Origin of the sequence: Paracoccus aerodenitrificans (genome assembly GCF_027913215.1) — a bacterium.
In the GTDB taxonomy this organism is placed as follows: domain Bacteria; phylum Pseudomonadota; class Alphaproteobacteria; order Rhodobacterales; family Rhodobacteraceae; genus Paracoccus; species Paracoccus aerodenitrificans.
The window spans coordinates 482,821-497,533 of record NZ_CP115784.1; the positions used below are offsets into that span (position 1 = coordinate 482,821).

Annotated in this window: 12 protein-coding genes, 1 tRNA gene and 2 pseudogenes; 8 read left to right on the forward strand and 7 right to left on the reverse strand. The window is 60.1% G+C overall.

Features of this window, described 5'->3' with window-relative positions; translation table 11 throughout:
• Positions 1 to 21: 21 nt before the first annotated feature.
• The gene (locus tag PAE61_RS03685; protein ID WP_271114072.1) at positions 22 to 852 is read right to left on the reverse strand and encodes an LOG family protein; all 831 of its coding nucleotides are present in this window, start codon (positions 850 to 852) and stop codon (positions 22 to 24) included.
• 94 nt (positions 853 to 946) lie between these two features.
• Here PAE61_RS03685 and dapD point away from each other — a divergent pair, with 94 nt between their 5' ends.
• Positions 947 to 1,771 carry a 2,3,4,5-tetrahydropyridine-2,6-dicarboxylate N-succinyltransferase gene (gene dapD / locus PAE61_RS03690; RefSeq protein WP_271114073.1) on the forward strand — a complete coding sequence of 275 codons (825 nt, stop codon included), beginning with the start codon at positions 947 to 949 and terminating at the stop codon, positions 1,769 to 1,771.
• A gap of 376 nt (positions 1,772 to 2,147) precedes the next feature.
• Here dapD and PAE61_RS03695 read toward each other — a convergent pair whose 3' ends face one another.
• Positions 2,148 to 2,759 (reverse strand): plasmid recombination protein, encoded by a 612-nt coding sequence (locus tag PAE61_RS03695; protein ID WP_271114074.1) that lies wholly within the window; start codon positions 2,757 to 2,759, stop codon positions 2,148 to 2,150.
• Between the two features lie 244 nt (positions 2,760 to 3,003).
• Positions 3,004 to 3,162 (reverse strand): annotated as a pseudogene (locus PAE61_RS03700) (integrase core domain-containing protein); the annotation flags it as partial.
• Between PAE61_RS03700 and PAE61_RS03705 the strand changes: the two are divergent.
• From PAE61_RS03705 to PAE61_RS03720, 4 genes and pseudogenes are all read left to right on the forward strand, one after another.
• Positions 3,110 to 3,766 (forward strand): NotI family restriction endonuclease, encoded by a 657-nt coding sequence (locus PAE61_RS03705; RefSeq protein ID WP_271114075.1) that lies wholly within the window; start codon positions 3,110 to 3,112, stop codon positions 3,764 to 3,766. The pseudogene PAE61_RS03700 and the gene PAE61_RS03705 overlap by 53 nt on opposite strands.
• A gap of 91 nt (positions 3,767 to 3,857) precedes the next feature.
• A pseudogene (gene istA, locus PAE61_RS03710) lies at positions 3,858 to 5,421 on the forward strand (IS21 family transposase); the annotation flags it as partial.
• A complete protein-coding gene (istB, locus tag PAE61_RS03715) occupies positions 5,354 to 6,082 on the forward strand; it encodes an IS21-like element helper ATPase IstB (RefSeq protein ID WP_271113143.1) in 729 nt (242 codons plus the stop codon). The pseudogene istA and the gene istB, both read left to right, overlap by 68 nt.
• Before the next feature lie 116 nt (positions 6,083 to 6,198).
• Positions 6,199 to 6,489, forward strand: a complete 291-nt coding sequence (locus tag PAE61_RS03720) for a transposase (RefSeq protein WP_434803097.1) — start codon at positions 6,199 to 6,201, stop codon at positions 6,487 to 6,489.
• Positions 6,490 to 6,650: 161 nt separating this feature from the next.
• Here PAE61_RS03720 and PAE61_RS03725 read toward each other — a convergent pair whose 3' ends face one another.
• Positions 6,651 to 7,289, reverse strand: a complete 639-nt coding sequence (locus tag PAE61_RS03725) for a helix-turn-helix domain-containing protein (protein ID WP_271114076.1) — start codon at positions 7,287 to 7,289, stop codon at positions 6,651 to 6,653.
• A 601-nt stretch (positions 7,290 to 7,890) separates the two neighbouring features.
• Here PAE61_RS03725 and PAE61_RS03730 point away from each other — a divergent pair.
• Positions 7,891 to 8,991: a tyrosine-type recombinase/integrase gene (locus PAE61_RS03730; protein WP_271114077.1), complete on the forward strand. Its 1,101-nt coding sequence runs from the start codon at positions 7,891 to 7,893 to the stop codon at positions 8,989 to 8,991.
• Positions 8,992 to 8,999: 8 nt separating this feature from the next.
• Here PAE61_RS03730 and PAE61_RS03735 read toward each other — a convergent pair.
• A tRNA-Arg gene (locus tag PAE61_RS03735) sits at positions 9,000 to 9,076 on the reverse strand.
• 231 nt (positions 9,077 to 9,307) lie between these two features.
• Between PAE61_RS03735 and PAE61_RS03740 the strand changes: the two genes are divergently transcribed.
• Positions 9,308 to 10,330 (forward strand): LacI family DNA-binding transcriptional regulator, encoded by a 1,023-nt coding sequence (locus PAE61_RS03740; protein ID WP_271114078.1) that lies wholly within the window; start codon positions 9,308 to 9,310, stop codon positions 10,328 to 10,330.
• Positions 10,331 to 10,599: 269 nt separating this feature from the next.
• A complete protein-coding gene (locus PAE61_RS03745) occupies positions 10,600 to 11,832 on the forward strand; it encodes an MFS transporter (protein ID WP_271114079.1) in 1,233 nt (410 codons plus the stop codon).
• A gap of 12 nt (positions 11,833 to 11,844) precedes the next feature.
• Here the strand turns inward: PAE61_RS03745 and PAE61_RS03750 are convergent, their stop codons facing one another.
• Positions 11,845 to 12,705, reverse strand: a complete 861-nt coding sequence (locus PAE61_RS03750) for a D-amino-acid transaminase (RefSeq protein WP_271114080.1) — start codon at positions 12,703 to 12,705, stop codon at positions 11,845 to 11,847.
• A 349-nt stretch (positions 12,706 to 13,054) separates the two neighbouring features.
• Positions 13,055 to 14,617: an alkaline phosphatase D family protein gene (locus PAE61_RS03755; RefSeq protein ID WP_271114081.1), complete on the reverse strand. Its 1,563-nt coding sequence runs from the start codon at positions 14,615 to 14,617 to the stop codon at positions 13,055 to 13,057.
• Positions 14,618 to 14,713: the final 96 nt, after the last annotated feature.

Sequence of the window (14,713 nt, forward strand, 5' to 3'; positions counted from 1 at the left end):
CGGACAGTCGCCTGCAAACTGTCAGTCGCAGGGCGTGGGGTCGAAATTGTCGATGATCTCGACAGCCTCGTCGGCGGTCTCGACATAGCGGAATAATTGCAGATCGCTTTCCCCGATCGTTCCCGCATCGGCAAGTGCCTGCCAGTCGATGATCCTGTCCCAGAACTCTTTGCCGAATAGCAGCAGGGGCACGGGCGTCATCCGTCCGGTCTGGATCAGTGTCAGCGTCTCGAATAATTCATCCAGCGTTCCGAAACCGCCGGGAAAGACCGTGACCGCCCGAGCGCGCATAAGAAAATGCATCTTGCGGATGGCGAAATAATGGAAGTTGAAGCAAAGATCAGGCGTGACATAGGCGTTCGGAGCCTGTTCATGCGGCAGCACGATCCCCAATCCGATTGACTGGCCCCCTGCATCGGTTGCCCCTTTATTCCCTGCCTCCATCACGCCCGGGCCACCGCCCGTACAGATGACGAATTCCCGGCCATAGGTCTTCAGGCTGCGTTCGGTCATGATGGTGGCGAAGCGATAAGCCTGTTCATAATATCTCGACAACTCTTTCAGAGTCTTCGTCCTGGCCTCGTCTTTGTTCTCAGGCGCTGGAATCCGCGCTCCGCCAAACATGACGACCGTCGATTCGACGCCGCGTTCGTCAAGGATCAGCTGCGGCTTCAGAAGCTCAAGCTGCAGTCGGACAGGGCGCAGCTCTTCGCGTAGAAGAAAATCCGTATCCGCGAAGGCAAGCCGGTGTGCCGGTGCGCGTGTCTGCGGCGTGTCGGGCATCTGCTGAGCCGCCTGAGCATCCTCACGACTGCGGGGGAAAGGATGGGCGCGGGAATCTTCGTCTTGCATTTTCGGCCTCTGATCGGTCGTGCGCATTGCGCCGGGTCACACCCCCGCTTATAGCGCTTGGGCAAGAACTTCTACCCTGACCGAGGAGAGCCACATGTCCAATGCCGCGCTGGAAAAGGCAATCGAAGCCGCCTGGGAGACCCGCGACACCATCACCCCCGCCACGACCGGCGAGACGCGCGAGGCCATCGAGGACACGCTGAACGCACTCGACAGCGGCGCGTTGCGGGTTGCGGAAAAGCGCGGGGCTGACTGGCATGTTAACCAATGGGCCAAGAAGGCGGTTCTTCTGGGGTTCCGGATCAAGGATATGGAGCTGCAGGAGGGCGGTCCGCAAAATGGCGGCTGGTGGGACAAGGTCGACAGTAAATTCGCCGGATGGGGCGAAAATCGCTGGCGCGATGCCGGGTTCCGCGCGGTGCCGAATTGCGTGGTCCGCAAATCCGCTTTCATTGGGAAGGGCGTTGTGCTGATGCCCAGTTTTGTAAACCTCGGAGCCTATGTCGGTGAAGGCACGATGGTCGACACTTGGGCGACGGTCGGCTCCTGCGCCCAGATCGGCAAGAATGTCCATCTGTCGGGCGGCGTCGGCATTGGCGGCGTTCTCGAACCCATGCAGGCGGGCCCGACAATCATTGAGGATAACTGCTTCATCGGCGCTCGCTCGGAAGTTGTCGAGGGCGTCATCGTCCGCGAGGGCTCGGTGATCGGCATGGGCGTATTCATCGGCCAGTCCACCAAGATCGTCGACCGTGAAACCGGCGAAGTGACCTATGGCGAGATCCCTTCCGGATCGGTCGTCGTGTCAGGGTCTCTGCCGTCGAAAAACGGCGTGAACCTGTATTGCGCGGTGATCGTCAAGCGCGTTGACGAAAGGACCCGCTCAAAAACCTCGATCAATGAGCTTTTGCGGGATTGAAGTATAATCCGCTGTCGTGTTGGTGACAGATCAAGAATGGATGTTTGGGCCAGCGCGAAGCCTGAGCGACAATCTATACGACTGAGCAAACCGTGGAACGCCACTATTCAAGCTTGCGTCGATCACCATGACATCGTCCTCGAAACTCGAAGCTTTTTCTCTACTCGACAGTGATACTGCCAAATGCTCGCCTGGATGCGGAGCTACGGTGAGCTCTAGCGTATCGGAGTCGAATCCACCGGCAGCTATGGTGTCGGACTTCTTCGCCTCTCGCTTGGCCGCATCCTTTTCCGCCTTCCACTGAGCCCGGCTGAGACGACGACGTTTCGGTCCGGTTCTTGTCGGCCCGCAAGGGACACTGACCTTGCGGTAATCGTCATCCTGCAACTCGCGTCGCGCGCTCGCGATAGGCTGCATTGCCGAGCCTCACAGCAGTTCGGTCATCCTCACCGGCGAGGCGGGCCGCCTCTTCCTTGGCGAGCCATGCCGGGCTCAACTGGCGGGCAGAGCAACCCGGATCATTGACTGGCAAGATATAAGCGTGGATATGGGAATGCGCTTCATCCCAGTATTCGACGACCGAAATCAGCCCGTCGAAGAACATCCGCCTGAGCCAAGCAATATTCAGACTGCGCCATTGCTCATACTCACGTCGCGCGTCAGTATCTGCTTGCACCAACGCGACCGGCACCGGATAGGACGCTACGGCGGTCAGCAGTATGTGACGATCTTTGCGGATGCCGCGTTGCGCGATCCTGCCGTCCTTCAAGGCGACATCCACGAAGCCTGCGGAAACCATCTCGTCCTGCTGTTTGTCGAGTTCTTCGATGGCCTCACCGTAAACGACCACAGGAGGAAGCGGTTCGGCGACATGCTTGCTGTATTGCGGTGCGCGAACGGCTTCGCCAAGCACTTGCTCAATGGACTGCCCCGCCTTGTTGGCCTTCCGCGAATAACTCTGGAAATGGATGAATTGAGGGCCAGACATCATCGCCCCCGAGTTTGAAAAGAAACGCAATATGGACCGACTGTTATGTTGCAAGCAACATGTCGGGCAAGGCGCTGCGCCCCTGCACCCAGCCGAGCGGCTGCGCCGCCGATCCGTTCCGGATCGAAGCCGCCTGTGGCGGCTGCAACCGCAGACTGCACACCTGATCCTCCCCCATGAAGTGGTCCGCCGTTATTATGAGGAAACGGAGGATTTGGAACTCACCCCGTTTCTGTTCCGGCCTTCATGCGACCTTTCGGGTTTTGTTTAGTTGAGCTGCGAAGTTGCTCGGCGTCAAGTTGCCGAGCGAGGAATGCGGCCTGGTTTCATTGTAGTCAGTTCTCCAGTTGTTGATCCGGGTTCGGGCGTCATCCATCGACAGGAACCATGATGCGTTCAGGCACATCGGTGAGCGGCTGCTAGGTGACCCCACTCCAACTCAGGCCAGCGAGGTCGGATTCCTGGAATCGACTGGCAACTTGGACAGCGCTGCTGGCGAGGATGTTGGCCGCATAGACATGATCCTTGTCGCCGAAAGCCTGCCAGCCGCTGCTGACATGAAGTGGTGTGTCGTCGAGATCCAAGCAGTGTATTTTTCGGGCCGAGAGATCGCAATCGAGTTCCGCGACATCCGGGAGCGCCAAGGTGTCGCGACCATGCCAGTCGAAGGGCGGCGCCCGGACTACAGGAGCAGCGGCCCAAAGAGGCTGATGCCGCAGCTGCAGATTAAAGTCCCGACGCTACGCCGGTGGGGCAAGAAGATGGCGATATTGGTCGATATGGCGTTTTTCATGTCGATGGGTCAGATGAAGCGGGTGGAACACCTGTCGAACTGCGACGTCGTATGGTTCCTGGCTGACTTCCACAGGCAACCCGGTGACGAACTGTATCGCCAAGAGATCGTGGACGAATTTGGCACAACCCTTGAGAGCGCCATCGAGGGCCTCGCCGGAGGCGAGGCGGTGTCCCTCGAAGAATTTGAAGTGTGGAACGGCATGCAAAACTGACCCCTATCTTGGGGTGATCGGCGTCCAAAAGTGACCCCCCTGATAATTCTGATCAGAAGCTTCCTCAAAAGCATGAGGGAGCAGTCAGGGGATGTTGGTTGTGGAAACGATCGCGAAGATCAGGCGCGCGCATTTCGTCGAAGGCAAGTCGATCAAGCAGATCTGCCGTGAGTTGCGGCTGTCTCGGAACACGGTGCGTAAAGTCATCAGATCGGGCGCGACCGAATTCACCTATGACCGCACGACGCAACCGCGTCCGAAGATCGATCCCTGGCGGTCTGCACTGGACGACATGCTGGCCGAGAATGCGCGGCGGCCGAAGCGCGAACGCCTGACGCTGATCCGGGTCTACGAGGAGCTGCGCAACCGTGGCTATGACGGCAGCTATGATGCTATCCGGCGCTATGCGGCCAGTTGGTCGAAGGTAACGCAGGAGGCATCGGCTTCAGCCTATGTCCCGCTGATCTTCGATCCTGGTGAGGCCTACCAATTCGACTGGAGCCATGAGATCGTGATCCTCGATGGCGTGACCACGACGGTCAAGGTCGCCCATGTCCGGCTGTGCCACAGCCGGATGCCGTTCGTTGGGGCGTATCCGCGCGAGACGCAGGAGATGGTGTTCGACGCGCATGACAGGGCCTTCGCGTTCTTCGGCGGAGCCTGTGCCCGGGGCATCTATGACAACATGAAGACGGCGGTGGACACGATCTTTGTCGGCAAGGATCGCGCCTACAATCGCCGGTTCCAGCAGATGTGCGGGCACTATCTGGTCGAGCCGGCTGCCTGCACGCCCGCCTCAGGCTGGGAGAAAGGTCAGGTCGAGAACCAGGTGGGCGTGCTCCGGCGGCGGTTCTTCGTGCCGCGGCCGAAGTTCAAATCCTATGCTGAACTGAACGCTTGGCTCGAGGACCGATGCATTGCCTATGCCAAGGCGAACAAACACCCCGACATTCCGGACAGGACGATCTGGGAGGTGTTCGAGGAGGAGCGTCCGAGCCTGGTGCCTTATATCGGCCCGTTCGACGGCTTCCATGCAGTGCCGGCCTCCGTCTCCAAGACCTGTCTCGTGCGCTTCGACAAGAACCGCTACTCGGTCGACGCCCGTGCGGTCGGGCGGCCCGTCGAGATCCGCGCCTATGCCGACAGGCTGGAATTTTGGCAGGATGGTCAGGTCGTGGCTCGCCATGATCGGGCCTTCGGTCGTGGCAAGGCGATCTACGACCCGCTCCATTACATCCCGGTTCTGGCGCGTAAACCTGGTGCCCTGCGCAACGGGGCGCCGTTCAAGGAGTGGGACCTGCCTCCAGCCCTGTGCCGGTTGCAGCGCAGGCTAGAACGCCAGCCCGGCGGTGACCGTCAGGTGGTCGAGATCCTCGGGGCTGTGCTCACCGATGGCCTGGACGCCGTCGAAGCCGCCTGTGCGGAGGCCCTGTCTCACAACGTTCATTCCGCCGGCGTCGTGCTGAACATCCTGGCGCGTCACCGCGAACCGCCGCCACCCCTGACGATCACGACGCCGGATGCGCTGAAGCTGGGCCGCAACCCGCCGCCAATTGCGACCGCTATGACAGCCTGAGGAGGAAACAAATGGAACGATCACAGGTGCTGGACGCCATGGGCCAGCTGAAGCTCTACGGCATGAGGACGGCCTACGACGAGATCATCACCACAGCGGTCAAGCGACAGCACGAGCCACAGCAGATCATCGGCGATTTGCTGACCGCCGAGATCAGTGAGAAGCAGGTGCGCTCGATCAAATACCAGATGACCATCGCCAAACTGCCGCTGGCCAAGGAAGTCGACGAGTTCGACTTCGCGGCCGCCGAGGTCAACGAGACCCTGATCCGCGATTTGGCCACCGGAGACCTCCTCGATCATCAGCGCAACCTCGTGCTGATCGGCGGAACCGGGACTGGGAAGACCCATCTCGCGGTCAGCATCGCGCGCGCCTGTATCCGAAACGGCCGCCGGGGCCGCTTCTTCAACGTCGTCGACCTAGTGAACAAGCTCGACGCCGAAGCCCGGGCCGAACGACAGGGCCGGACCGCGGAACTGATCTCCCGCCTCGACTTCCTGATCCTAGACGAACTTGGCTATCTCCCGTTCGCCCAGACCGGCGGCCAGCTCCTATTCCATCTGATCAGCAAGCTTTACGAGCGGACCTCGATCATCGTCACCACCAATCTCGCCTTCGGCGAATGGCCCAGCGTCTTCGGCGACGCCAAGATGACCACCGCGCTCCTCGACCGGCTCACCCATCATTGCGAGATCGTCGAAACCGGCAACGAAAGCTGGCGCTTCAAGAACCGGGCGTAGGGCAAGCGGAACCCCCGCTGGCCCGTCGCCGCGGCGTTACATGAAGACTACGCAGCGACGGGCCAGCTCAGCTCCAGAGGGGTCAATTTTGGACGCCGATAAGGGGTCACGATTGGATGCCGATTGACAAGCAGGTGCTCGTGCCGGAACTGGAGCCGGGCACCGTTGTCATCCTCGACAACCTTGCAACACATAAGAACGCCGCAGCCGCCAAAGCCATGCGCAAAGCCGGATGTTGGTTCCTGTTTCTGCCGCCCTATAGTCCCGACCTGACCCGATCGAGATGGCATTCTCCAAACTCAAGGCACACCTGCGCAGGATCGGTGCGCGGTCCTTCACCGACATGTTCCACGCTCTCACGGAAATCTAATATCTCATTCAGATATTTGTTTTCTGGCTGCCGCTGACCGAAGGCGAGAAGCGCTGCAATAGCTGAGGTCTCCGCGCTTCTCGCCTTCGCTTTGCTCAAGTCATAAATCATGTGACAGCACATAGAAACGCGAATGGACTCCATGCGGAGCAGCAAAGTACTACACCAAAGACACCCCGTTGTCTGTTACCCCTCACGTCAACCGTCTGGAAAGTCCTCATCAATGGCTTTCTGCCATGCTGCCATATCGAGTTCCCATCGCTCATGATCGTCCCCATATGCCTCATGATTTGGCGGCGCGGGAATATCTTCGGGATGGAAGCGATAGCGCGTCACGATCCTTACACAATCGCGGATTGTTCCAGGGTGCATCCTCGGGAACTCGCCGAAGGAGGTGGTCGCATGGAAACGGGCAACCTGATAGCGATCCTCAATGCCCATTTCAGGGTAGGTTATAGCGAGATATTTCATTACCACTATCGCTTCGTTGATAACCGTCTGAGCGGTCGTCTGGTGAGCAAATGGGGCCGGGCGTCCAAGCAAGATTTCGTTCAGGTCCCCGCCGGTCAATATGGCTAGGCGAACTATCGCTGGTGATGGAACCGGACGCAGACCCTCCTCATAGGCATAATACGTTCGCGGGGTCACCTCCAGCAAATCGGACATCTGCTGTTTTGTCAGCTGATGCTTGATGCGGTAGTCGCGCAAATTCTCGTGCAGTGCCTTTTCCGGCCCGGATTCATGAAACCATAATTCCTTATCGATCCGCTCGCCCTCCAGGCGTTCGTGTTCTTCCCGGGCCTCTTCGGTCCCTACGTCTTTCGTGAGCTTGAACATGACCCCTCCGTCTCAACCGGAACATTGTTTCCGGTTTTTGAGAAGTTAACAAGAACATAGTGACAGGTCGTGGAAACGGTATGATACTGACCGAAACTTGCAGAAACACGAGGATGACATGCCCGATTTGCTTATGGAAGGTAGGACACCAGAAGCATGGAGCCAAACCCTACTGACGCATGGGGTTCGTGTTTCGCCCCGGCTGATCCGGTCGAAGGCCCGTAGCAGCGGAAATTTTTACCAGATCGGACGGCTGATGTTACTCACCCCCACACAAATGGAGGCATTGCTCGAACCAGCCGAACAGCCAGGCGCACACATCGCGCTCCAAACGGGTTAGTCGGATGAGACCCTCACGCATATCAGCCGATTGGGGTGCTGCTTTGCGGCGAAGTGAAGCCGCAAAGTATTGTGGTCATCTGGCTGGGCACTTCGATAAGCTGGTCAGAACCGGGCTTTACCCTCCGGGCCGAAATGCGGACGGAGTGATTTTGTGGCTGAGGTCGGAATTTGGATAACGCCCTTTCTGACCTTCCAGCCGTGGGGGGCAAGTCTGGGATGATAGTAACAGTTGCGACGAGGTATTCGGTTGCAGATCAGGATGAAACATCTGAACCCATCCGGACGATTTCCGTCCGGCAACGTGCGGTTCTACTATCGCCCAAGAGGTCAGAAGGGCATAGCCATGCCCGACCTTCCTCCTTATCATCCACGCTTCATTGAAGCCAATTATGAGGCCGCTGGAACAGACGAACCTTTGCGCCCGCGCGCAGGCTCGGGTAGTCTTGCTTTGGTCGTTGAGGGCTACCTAAAATCAGATGCTTTTCTGGTTGGCCTAGCGAAAGGCACACGGACTGTCAGAAGGCGTATGCTGGATGAAATCCGCGCGCGCTACGGGCATGGTAGGGTCATTTATCTTCGGACCAAGCATGTCGAGGTCGATTTGAGCAGATTCTCGGGACACGCTCGGAACAACCACCTGAAAACGTGGCGCGGCTTTGGCAAATGGCTCGCTGAAACTTACAATATCACTGACCCGACAGCCGGAGCCAAGAAAGCGCCCGTAGCACAGTCTGATGGGATCGCGCCATGGTCGGAAGATGAGATCGAGACATATCGTTCGCATTGGCCTATCGGCACGCGTGAGCGGCTTGCATTCGAACTGATCTTTTGGACCGGCGCAAGAATCTCGGACGCGGTCAGACCTGGGCAGGGCAACGTGGATCGCGACGGATGGATTGTGTTCCGCCAACAAAAGACCGGCGGTGAAGTTGCTATTCCTTTCGACCGTGCCCTTCCAGATTTCGCCTATGGCATGGAAACCGACCTTACCTTTCTGCATGCAGCGCTGAAGGCTAGGAACGAAAGACACATCACTTGGATGACGACATTTCACGGGAAATCCCGCAGCGTGAAAGCAGCAGGCCAATGGTTTGCAGCGAAAGCCAGAGCGGCAGGCGTCCGTGGCCGCTCGGCGCATGGATTGAGGAAAAGTCGGGCGAGAGCGCTGGCCGAAGCAGAGGCGACCTCAGCTCAGATCGGGGCTTGGACCGGGCACGAAAGCCTGTCAGAAATCGAGCGATACATCCGGCATTTCAACAAACGGAAGGTCCTCAGCAGCACGAAAGTGGGACAGAAAGTTCCAACTTATCCGACCGAAGTTCCAACTCTTCCTAAAAAATCAGGAGAAACAAATGCTTAAGAAGGCGTTGGTGACCCCGGCAGGATTCGAACCTGCAACCTGCCCCTTAGGAGGGGGCTGCTCTATCCAGTTGAGCCACGGGGCCTTAAGTTGCGGACGATATGTCTTCGTAGACCCTCATAAGCGCTGGAGGGTGGCCGAGACAAGCCCATCGGCTGCGCAGACTGTATTGATGCGCCAGTTGTGTGCGTGAACGGGGTGTCAATCACACAGATTTCTGCGGAGGCGCATCTGAAACTGCCGATGGGGTTTGGCAAGACGCTTGCCGAATGCTGTTGTCATGCGCTAACTCAAGCAGAGAGTTCAGGGTTATGACATGCCACAACGCAAGAATCGCCGGCCGTTGACGCTTCGTGACGTGTCCGAAGCATCGGGCGTCTCCGAGATGACGGTCAGCCGGGTGCTGCGGAACCGGGGCGATGTGTCTGCGGCGACCCGGGAGAAGGTCCTGACGGCAGCAAAGTCATTGGGCTACGTGCCGAATATGATCGCCGGGGGGCTTGCAAGCCAGCGGGTGAATCTGGTGGCGGTGGTGATCCCGTCTCTGTCGAATCTTGTGTTTCCGGATGTGCTGACGGGGATCTCTGCCGAGCTGGACGATACTCCGCTTCAGCCGGTGGTCGGGGTGACGAATTACTCGCTCTCGCGGGAAGAATCGGTTCTGTACGACATGCTGTCCTGGCGGCCCTCTGGCGTGATTCTGGCGGGGCTGGAGCATAACAGGGCGTCGCGGGCGATGCTGACGGCGGCTTCGGTTCCTGTGGTTGAGATCATGGATACGGATGGCGAGGCGATAGATTGCGCGGTGGGGATCTCGCATCTTGAGGCGGGGCGGCAGATGGCTGCCGAGATCCTGGCTGCGGGCTATCGGAAGATCGGGTTCATCGGCACGCATATGCCTGAGGATCACCGGGCCAAGAAGCGGCTGGAAGGGCTGGAGGAGGCGCTTGCCGGGATCGGTTTGTCGCTTGCGGCGCGGGAATACTATCAGGGCGGCTCGTCTCTGGCGAAGGGGCGCGAGTTGACCGAGCGTATTCTGGCGCGTGAGCCGGATCTCGATTTTCTCTATTATTCCAATGACATGATCGGAGCGGGTGGACTTTTATGGTGCCGTGAGCAGGGCTTCGATATTCCGGGCAGGCTGGGGCTTGCCGGGTTTAACGGGGTCGATCTGCTGGATGGTTTGCCGATCCGGCTGGCGACGACGGATGCGCGGCGGGTCGATATCGGGCGGCGTGCGGCGCGGATCGTGGCGGGGAAGGAACCTCTGCCAGAGGGGGGCAAGCTGGTGCTGAACCCGTATTTCATGCCCGGCGATACGATCCGTAAACCGGCCTGAACCTGTCGCGCACCGGGCGTACACCTGCTGTACACAGCTTGTACACCGGAGATGCAGGACGGTTTCGGGACCTCATCATCTGGCAGGTCTTCCGCGCACAACAGAGTCGCTGCAACAATATAGCTTTGCGTTATCCTCGGCGCGGCGGACATCTTGCAACTGCCCGGAAGGCCCGATACCGCGCAAGGAAGACCAACTGAAATTTCGGGGCTGCGGGGGAGGGCGTCATTGCCGTTGTCCCGTGTTGCCGATCGGGACGGGGCCGGATCATGACGGATAAACTTGCGGCGGATGAGGCACATCGCGGTGCGCTTTGGCGTCATGCCGGATGGCGGGCGGTGACGGCGGCTTTTGCGCTGAACGGGTTTCTGTTCGGCTGCTGGGCCGCGCGTGTGCCTGGCTTCAAGGAGGCCTTTTCGCTTGAGCCTGCCACTCTGGGTCTGCTGCTACTGGCGCTTGCCGGAGGGGCGATTACCTCATTTCCCTTCGCGGGCGGTCTGACAGAGCGGCTTGGCGCCGAGCGGATGACCATGCTCTGCGCGGCGATCTATTGCCCGGCTCTGGTCGGGCTGGCAGTTGCGCCGACAGTGTTTCTGCTGGGTGTGGCGCTTTTCATCTTTGGTGCGATGCATGGGGCGATGGATGTTGCCATGAACGGATGGGCGGCGAAGGTTGAAAGCCGGATGCACAGATCCACGATGTCGATCTTTCATGCGATGTTCAGCCTTGGTGCGGGGCTTGGCGCGGCCAGCGGTTACGCTGCTATCCGTCTGGGGCTGGAGCCTCTTGGGCATTTCGCACTGGCCGCGATCATCGGCGGCGCGATTGCATTCCGGGCGATGGTTCCGGCGCGGGGTGCGGCCCCGCCGCGCGGGCAGGAAGGTGCCGCGTCGCATGGCATTTTCGTCCTGCCCTCGGGCCGTCTGGTGCTGGTCGGGCTGATCGCCTTTGCCTCTGCTATGGGAGAGGGTGCAATGGCGGATTGGAGCGCGGTGTTTCTGGAGAATTTCGACCGGGTGAGCGAGGCCGAGGCCGCGCTTGGGTTTTCCGCATTCAGCGCGACGATGGTTCTGACCCGGCTTTCGGGCGGGTTCGTTATCCAGCGTCTGGGGCCGGTGAGGGCGGCGCGGGTCAGCGGGCTGATCGCCTTCGGAGGGCTGAGCATCGTGATGTTCAGCGGCGGGCTTGCGGTTGCGCTGATCGGTTTCGCGATGATCGGGATCGGCTATGCGGTGCTGATGCCGCTGGCATTTTCCCGCGCGGCCAATGATCCCGATACCGCCCCCGGTCCGGCCATCGCCGGTGTCGCGATGGTCGGTTACAGCGGGCTGCTGCTTGGTCCGCCCGTTGTCGGTTTCGTGGCGCAGTTGACCGGGCTGCGCGTGTCCTTCGGTCTGCTGGCGCTGCTGGCGATTGCGGCGGCTCTTCTGGCTCCGGTCCTGCGGGTCGAGCCCGCGCAGATCACACGCCGGCAGCGCGAGGATCAGGGCAAGGCATCCTGATCCGTCGCCGGTTCAGATCGCGATCCTGCGCATTTCGTCCAGATAAATCTCGCGCAGGCGGGCGGCGGTTTTGCCCGGAGTTCCCGCGCCGATCTTTGCGCCGTCAATCTCTGTCACCGGCATGACGAAGGCCGAGGCAGAGGTCACGAAGGCCTCATCCGCATCCTGCGCCTCTTCAACCGTGAAACCGCGTTCCTCGACCTGCATCTGGGCTTCTTTCGCCAGCCGCAAGACGGCAGCGCGGGTGATGCCGTGCAGAATGTCATGGGACAGTTCGCGGGTGATGATCTTGTTTCCCTTGACGATATAAACATTGTTCGAGGTGCCCTCGGTCACCTTGCCATCCTCGACCAGCCAGGCATCGTCAGCGCCTTTCGCCTTGGCCGCCATTTTCGCCATGCTGGGATAGAGAAGCTGCGTGGTCTTGATATCGCGGCGGCCCCAGCGTTGATCGGGCAAGGTGACAACAGACCAGCCTTTCCGGGCGGCGGGGCTGTCGGCAAGTCCGGGCTTCGACTGGGTGAAGGCGACCACGGTCTGCGGCGTCTCGGCGGGCGGATAGGCGAAATCGCGGTCGCCGGGATTGCCGCGCGTGACCTGAAGATAGATCATCCCGTCGGTGATGTCGTTCCGGCTTACCAATTCGCGGAACATCGCAAGATAGGCGTCATCCGAAAGCGGATTGCCGATTTCCAGCGCATCGAGCGAGCGCGAGAGCCGCACAAGATGTCCGTCAAAATCGATCAGCTTGCCGTCCAGCACGCTGACCACCTCATAGACCGAATCGGCCATCACGAAGCCGCGGTCGAAGATTGAGATCTTTGCGTCTTCCTCGGGGAGGTAATCGCCGTTGACGTAAACGATACGGGACATGCGCGACTTCCTTTGTATTGTGGCGGTTTATCGCCGTCATGCGCCGCAAGGAACGATGCGTCAAGCATTAGACCGTCGGGTCAGGTTGACAGCGTGCCTTCCGGTAATGCAAAAGTGACCTCATGTCAGTCAATGTGACACTGGCATGACGGAATACGCAGGGTGTCAGGCGGGGAGGCCAGAGCACCCGCTGCGGGAGGAGGCAGACCCTTCGCCATCGGGCGAGGGGTCTGTTTCTCTCAGAGGGCTGCGTTCGGACAGGTTTCAGATCATTGCTGTCACGGTGCCGTGTCGCCTTTGCCCGCCCGGTATGTCAGGGCCGCGCCGGGGTGGGCGCGACCCTTTTTTGTCAGGCGGTCTGCGGGTCGAGCGTGGTTGACCAAAGCTCGGTATTGCCGACATCCATCAGCCGCACGGTCATCTGTTCGGTCTGCCCGTCAATATCGACGATGCCGAAGAATTGCAGCCCGGCCGAGGGCGGCAGGTTGACCTGACCTTCCTCGGGCGCCTTCACGAACTCGACCTTCGGCCCGAAGGTCATGTCCATCGCGTTCGGCCCGAAAGTCCCGGCATGCAGCGGGCCCGAGACGAATTCCCAGAACGGTTCGAATTCCTGGAATTGCGCTCGGTCCGGGCTGTAGTGGTTCGCCGCCGTGTAATGCACATCCGCCGTCAGCCAGACGGTATTCGCGATGTTCTCGTCACGGATGAAGCGCAGCAGATCGGCGAATTCCAGCTCGCGCCCCTTGGCTGCGCCGTCATCGCCATTGGCGATGGCCTCGACCCCTGCGGCTTCGGCGAAATTATCCCAGACGATGATGCTGATCGGCATGTCGCAGGCGATCACTTTCCACGTCGCGGTCGAGGCTTTCAGCGCCTCTTTGATCCAGGCAAGCTGGCGCTGACCCAGCACGATGGCTTCGGGTGTGATGCTGTCCTGCATGCCGTCATTATTGGCCGGGCGGTAGCTGCGCAGATCGAGGAAGAAGATATCCAGCGAGGGGCCGTAGGACATCTTGCGGAAGACGCGGCCCGGTTCCGCCGGGGTGTAGGAGATCGGCGTCATCTCGTGGAAGGCCCGCCCGCCGCGTGCGGAAAGAAGCGCGATGGATTTCTCGGTATAGCGGTCATCGCCGGACAGGTCCTTGCCGGGGGACCAGTTATTCGTCACCTCATGGTCGTCCCACTGGTAATAGACCGGGGTCATGGCGTTGAAGGCGCGGAGATGTTCGTCCAGCATGTTGTATTTGTAGCGCCCGCGATATTCGTCCAGCGTTTCCGCGACCTTGCGGACTTCATCGGTCAGGACAGCGTTCTTCCAGACCCCGCCCTCGAATTCCTGCTCCTCGGCCATCGGCCCGTCGGCATAGATCGTGTCGCCGGAATGGATCATGAAATCGGGTTCGTGCTGGGACATGGTGGCATAGCTGCGCATGCCGTCCTCATTGATCCCGTAACCCTGACCGGCAGTGTCGCCCGACCAGACGAAGCAGATATTGCGCTTCTCGGAAGGGGCGGTGCGGAACTGGCCGATCACCGGCTCGGAGACGCTGTTGATATCGCTCAGATCGGCGGCGGTGAAGCGATAGAAGATGCGCTGATCGGCGGGCAGATCGGTCAGCAGGGCCTTTATGGCGAAATCGCTGTCGGGAAGTGCGTCCAGCGAGGCGATCTGACGGGCATTTTCGAAGCTTTCGGTCGTCGCGACCTCAAGCATCACGCGCGAGGCGCGGTCGGGGCGTGTCCAGACCATGCCGGTGGTGGCGGTCGGGTCGCCCGACTGGACGCCGTGGCCGAAAACCGGGCGGCTTTGTGCGCGGGAGATGGCGGGCATCGCCAGCGAGGTGGCGAAGGCGGCCCCGGTGCCAAGAACGGCGCGGCGGCTGAGGCGGGGGAAGAGGATACGGGACATCACTGGCTCCTGTGCTGGCGAGGACCCGGGAAGGCTAAGCCCGCCGCGTAAAGCAGGGGTGACCGGACCATAACGGAACGGTAACAGCCATGTGTG

What these genes read in the sequence shown, in the direction of transcription:
- PAE61_RS03685 (WP_271114072.1), bottom strand. Translation starts at nt 852, where the DNA reads ATGCAAGACGAAGATTCCCGCGCCCATCCTTTCCCCCGCAGTCGTGAG.
- dapD (WP_271114073.1), top strand. Translation starts at nt 947, where the DNA reads ATGTCCAATGCCGCGCTGGAAAAGGCAATCGAAGCCGCCTGGGAGACC.
- PAE61_RS03695 (WP_271114074.1), bottom strand. Translation starts at nt 2,759, where the DNA reads ATGTCTGGCCCTCAATTCATCCATTTCCAGAGTTATTCGCGGAAGGCC.
- istB (WP_271113143.1), top strand. Translation starts at nt 5,354, where the DNA reads ATGGAACGATCACAGGTGCTGGACGCCATGGGCCAGCTGAAGCTCTAC.
- PAE61_RS03720 (WP_434803097.1), top strand. Translation starts at nt 6,199, where the DNA reads ATGCCGATTGACAAGCAGGTGCTCGTGCCGGAACTGGAGCCGGGCACC.
- PAE61_RS03725 (WP_271114076.1), bottom strand. Translation starts at nt 7,289, where the DNA reads ATGTTCAAGCTCACGAAAGACGTAGGGACCGAAGAGGCCCGGGAAGAA.
- PAE61_RS03730 (WP_271114077.1), top strand. Translation starts at nt 7,891, where the DNA reads ATGAAACATCTGAACCCATCCGGACGATTTCCGTCCGGCAACGTGCGG.
- PAE61_RS03740 (WP_271114078.1), top strand. Translation starts at nt 9,308, where the DNA reads ATGCCACAACGCAAGAATCGCCGGCCGTTGACGCTTCGTGACGTGTCC.
- PAE61_RS03745 (WP_271114079.1), top strand. Translation starts at nt 10,600, where the DNA reads ATGACGGATAAACTTGCGGCGGATGAGGCACATCGCGGTGCGCTTTGG.
- PAE61_RS03750 (WP_271114080.1), bottom strand. Translation starts at nt 12,705, where the DNA reads ATGTCCCGTATCGTTTACGTCAACGGCGATTACCTCCCCGAGGAAGAC.
- PAE61_RS03755 (WP_271114081.1), bottom strand. Translation starts at nt 14,617, where the DNA reads ATGTCCCGTATCCTCTTCCCCCGCCTCAGCCGCCGCGCCGTTCTTGGC.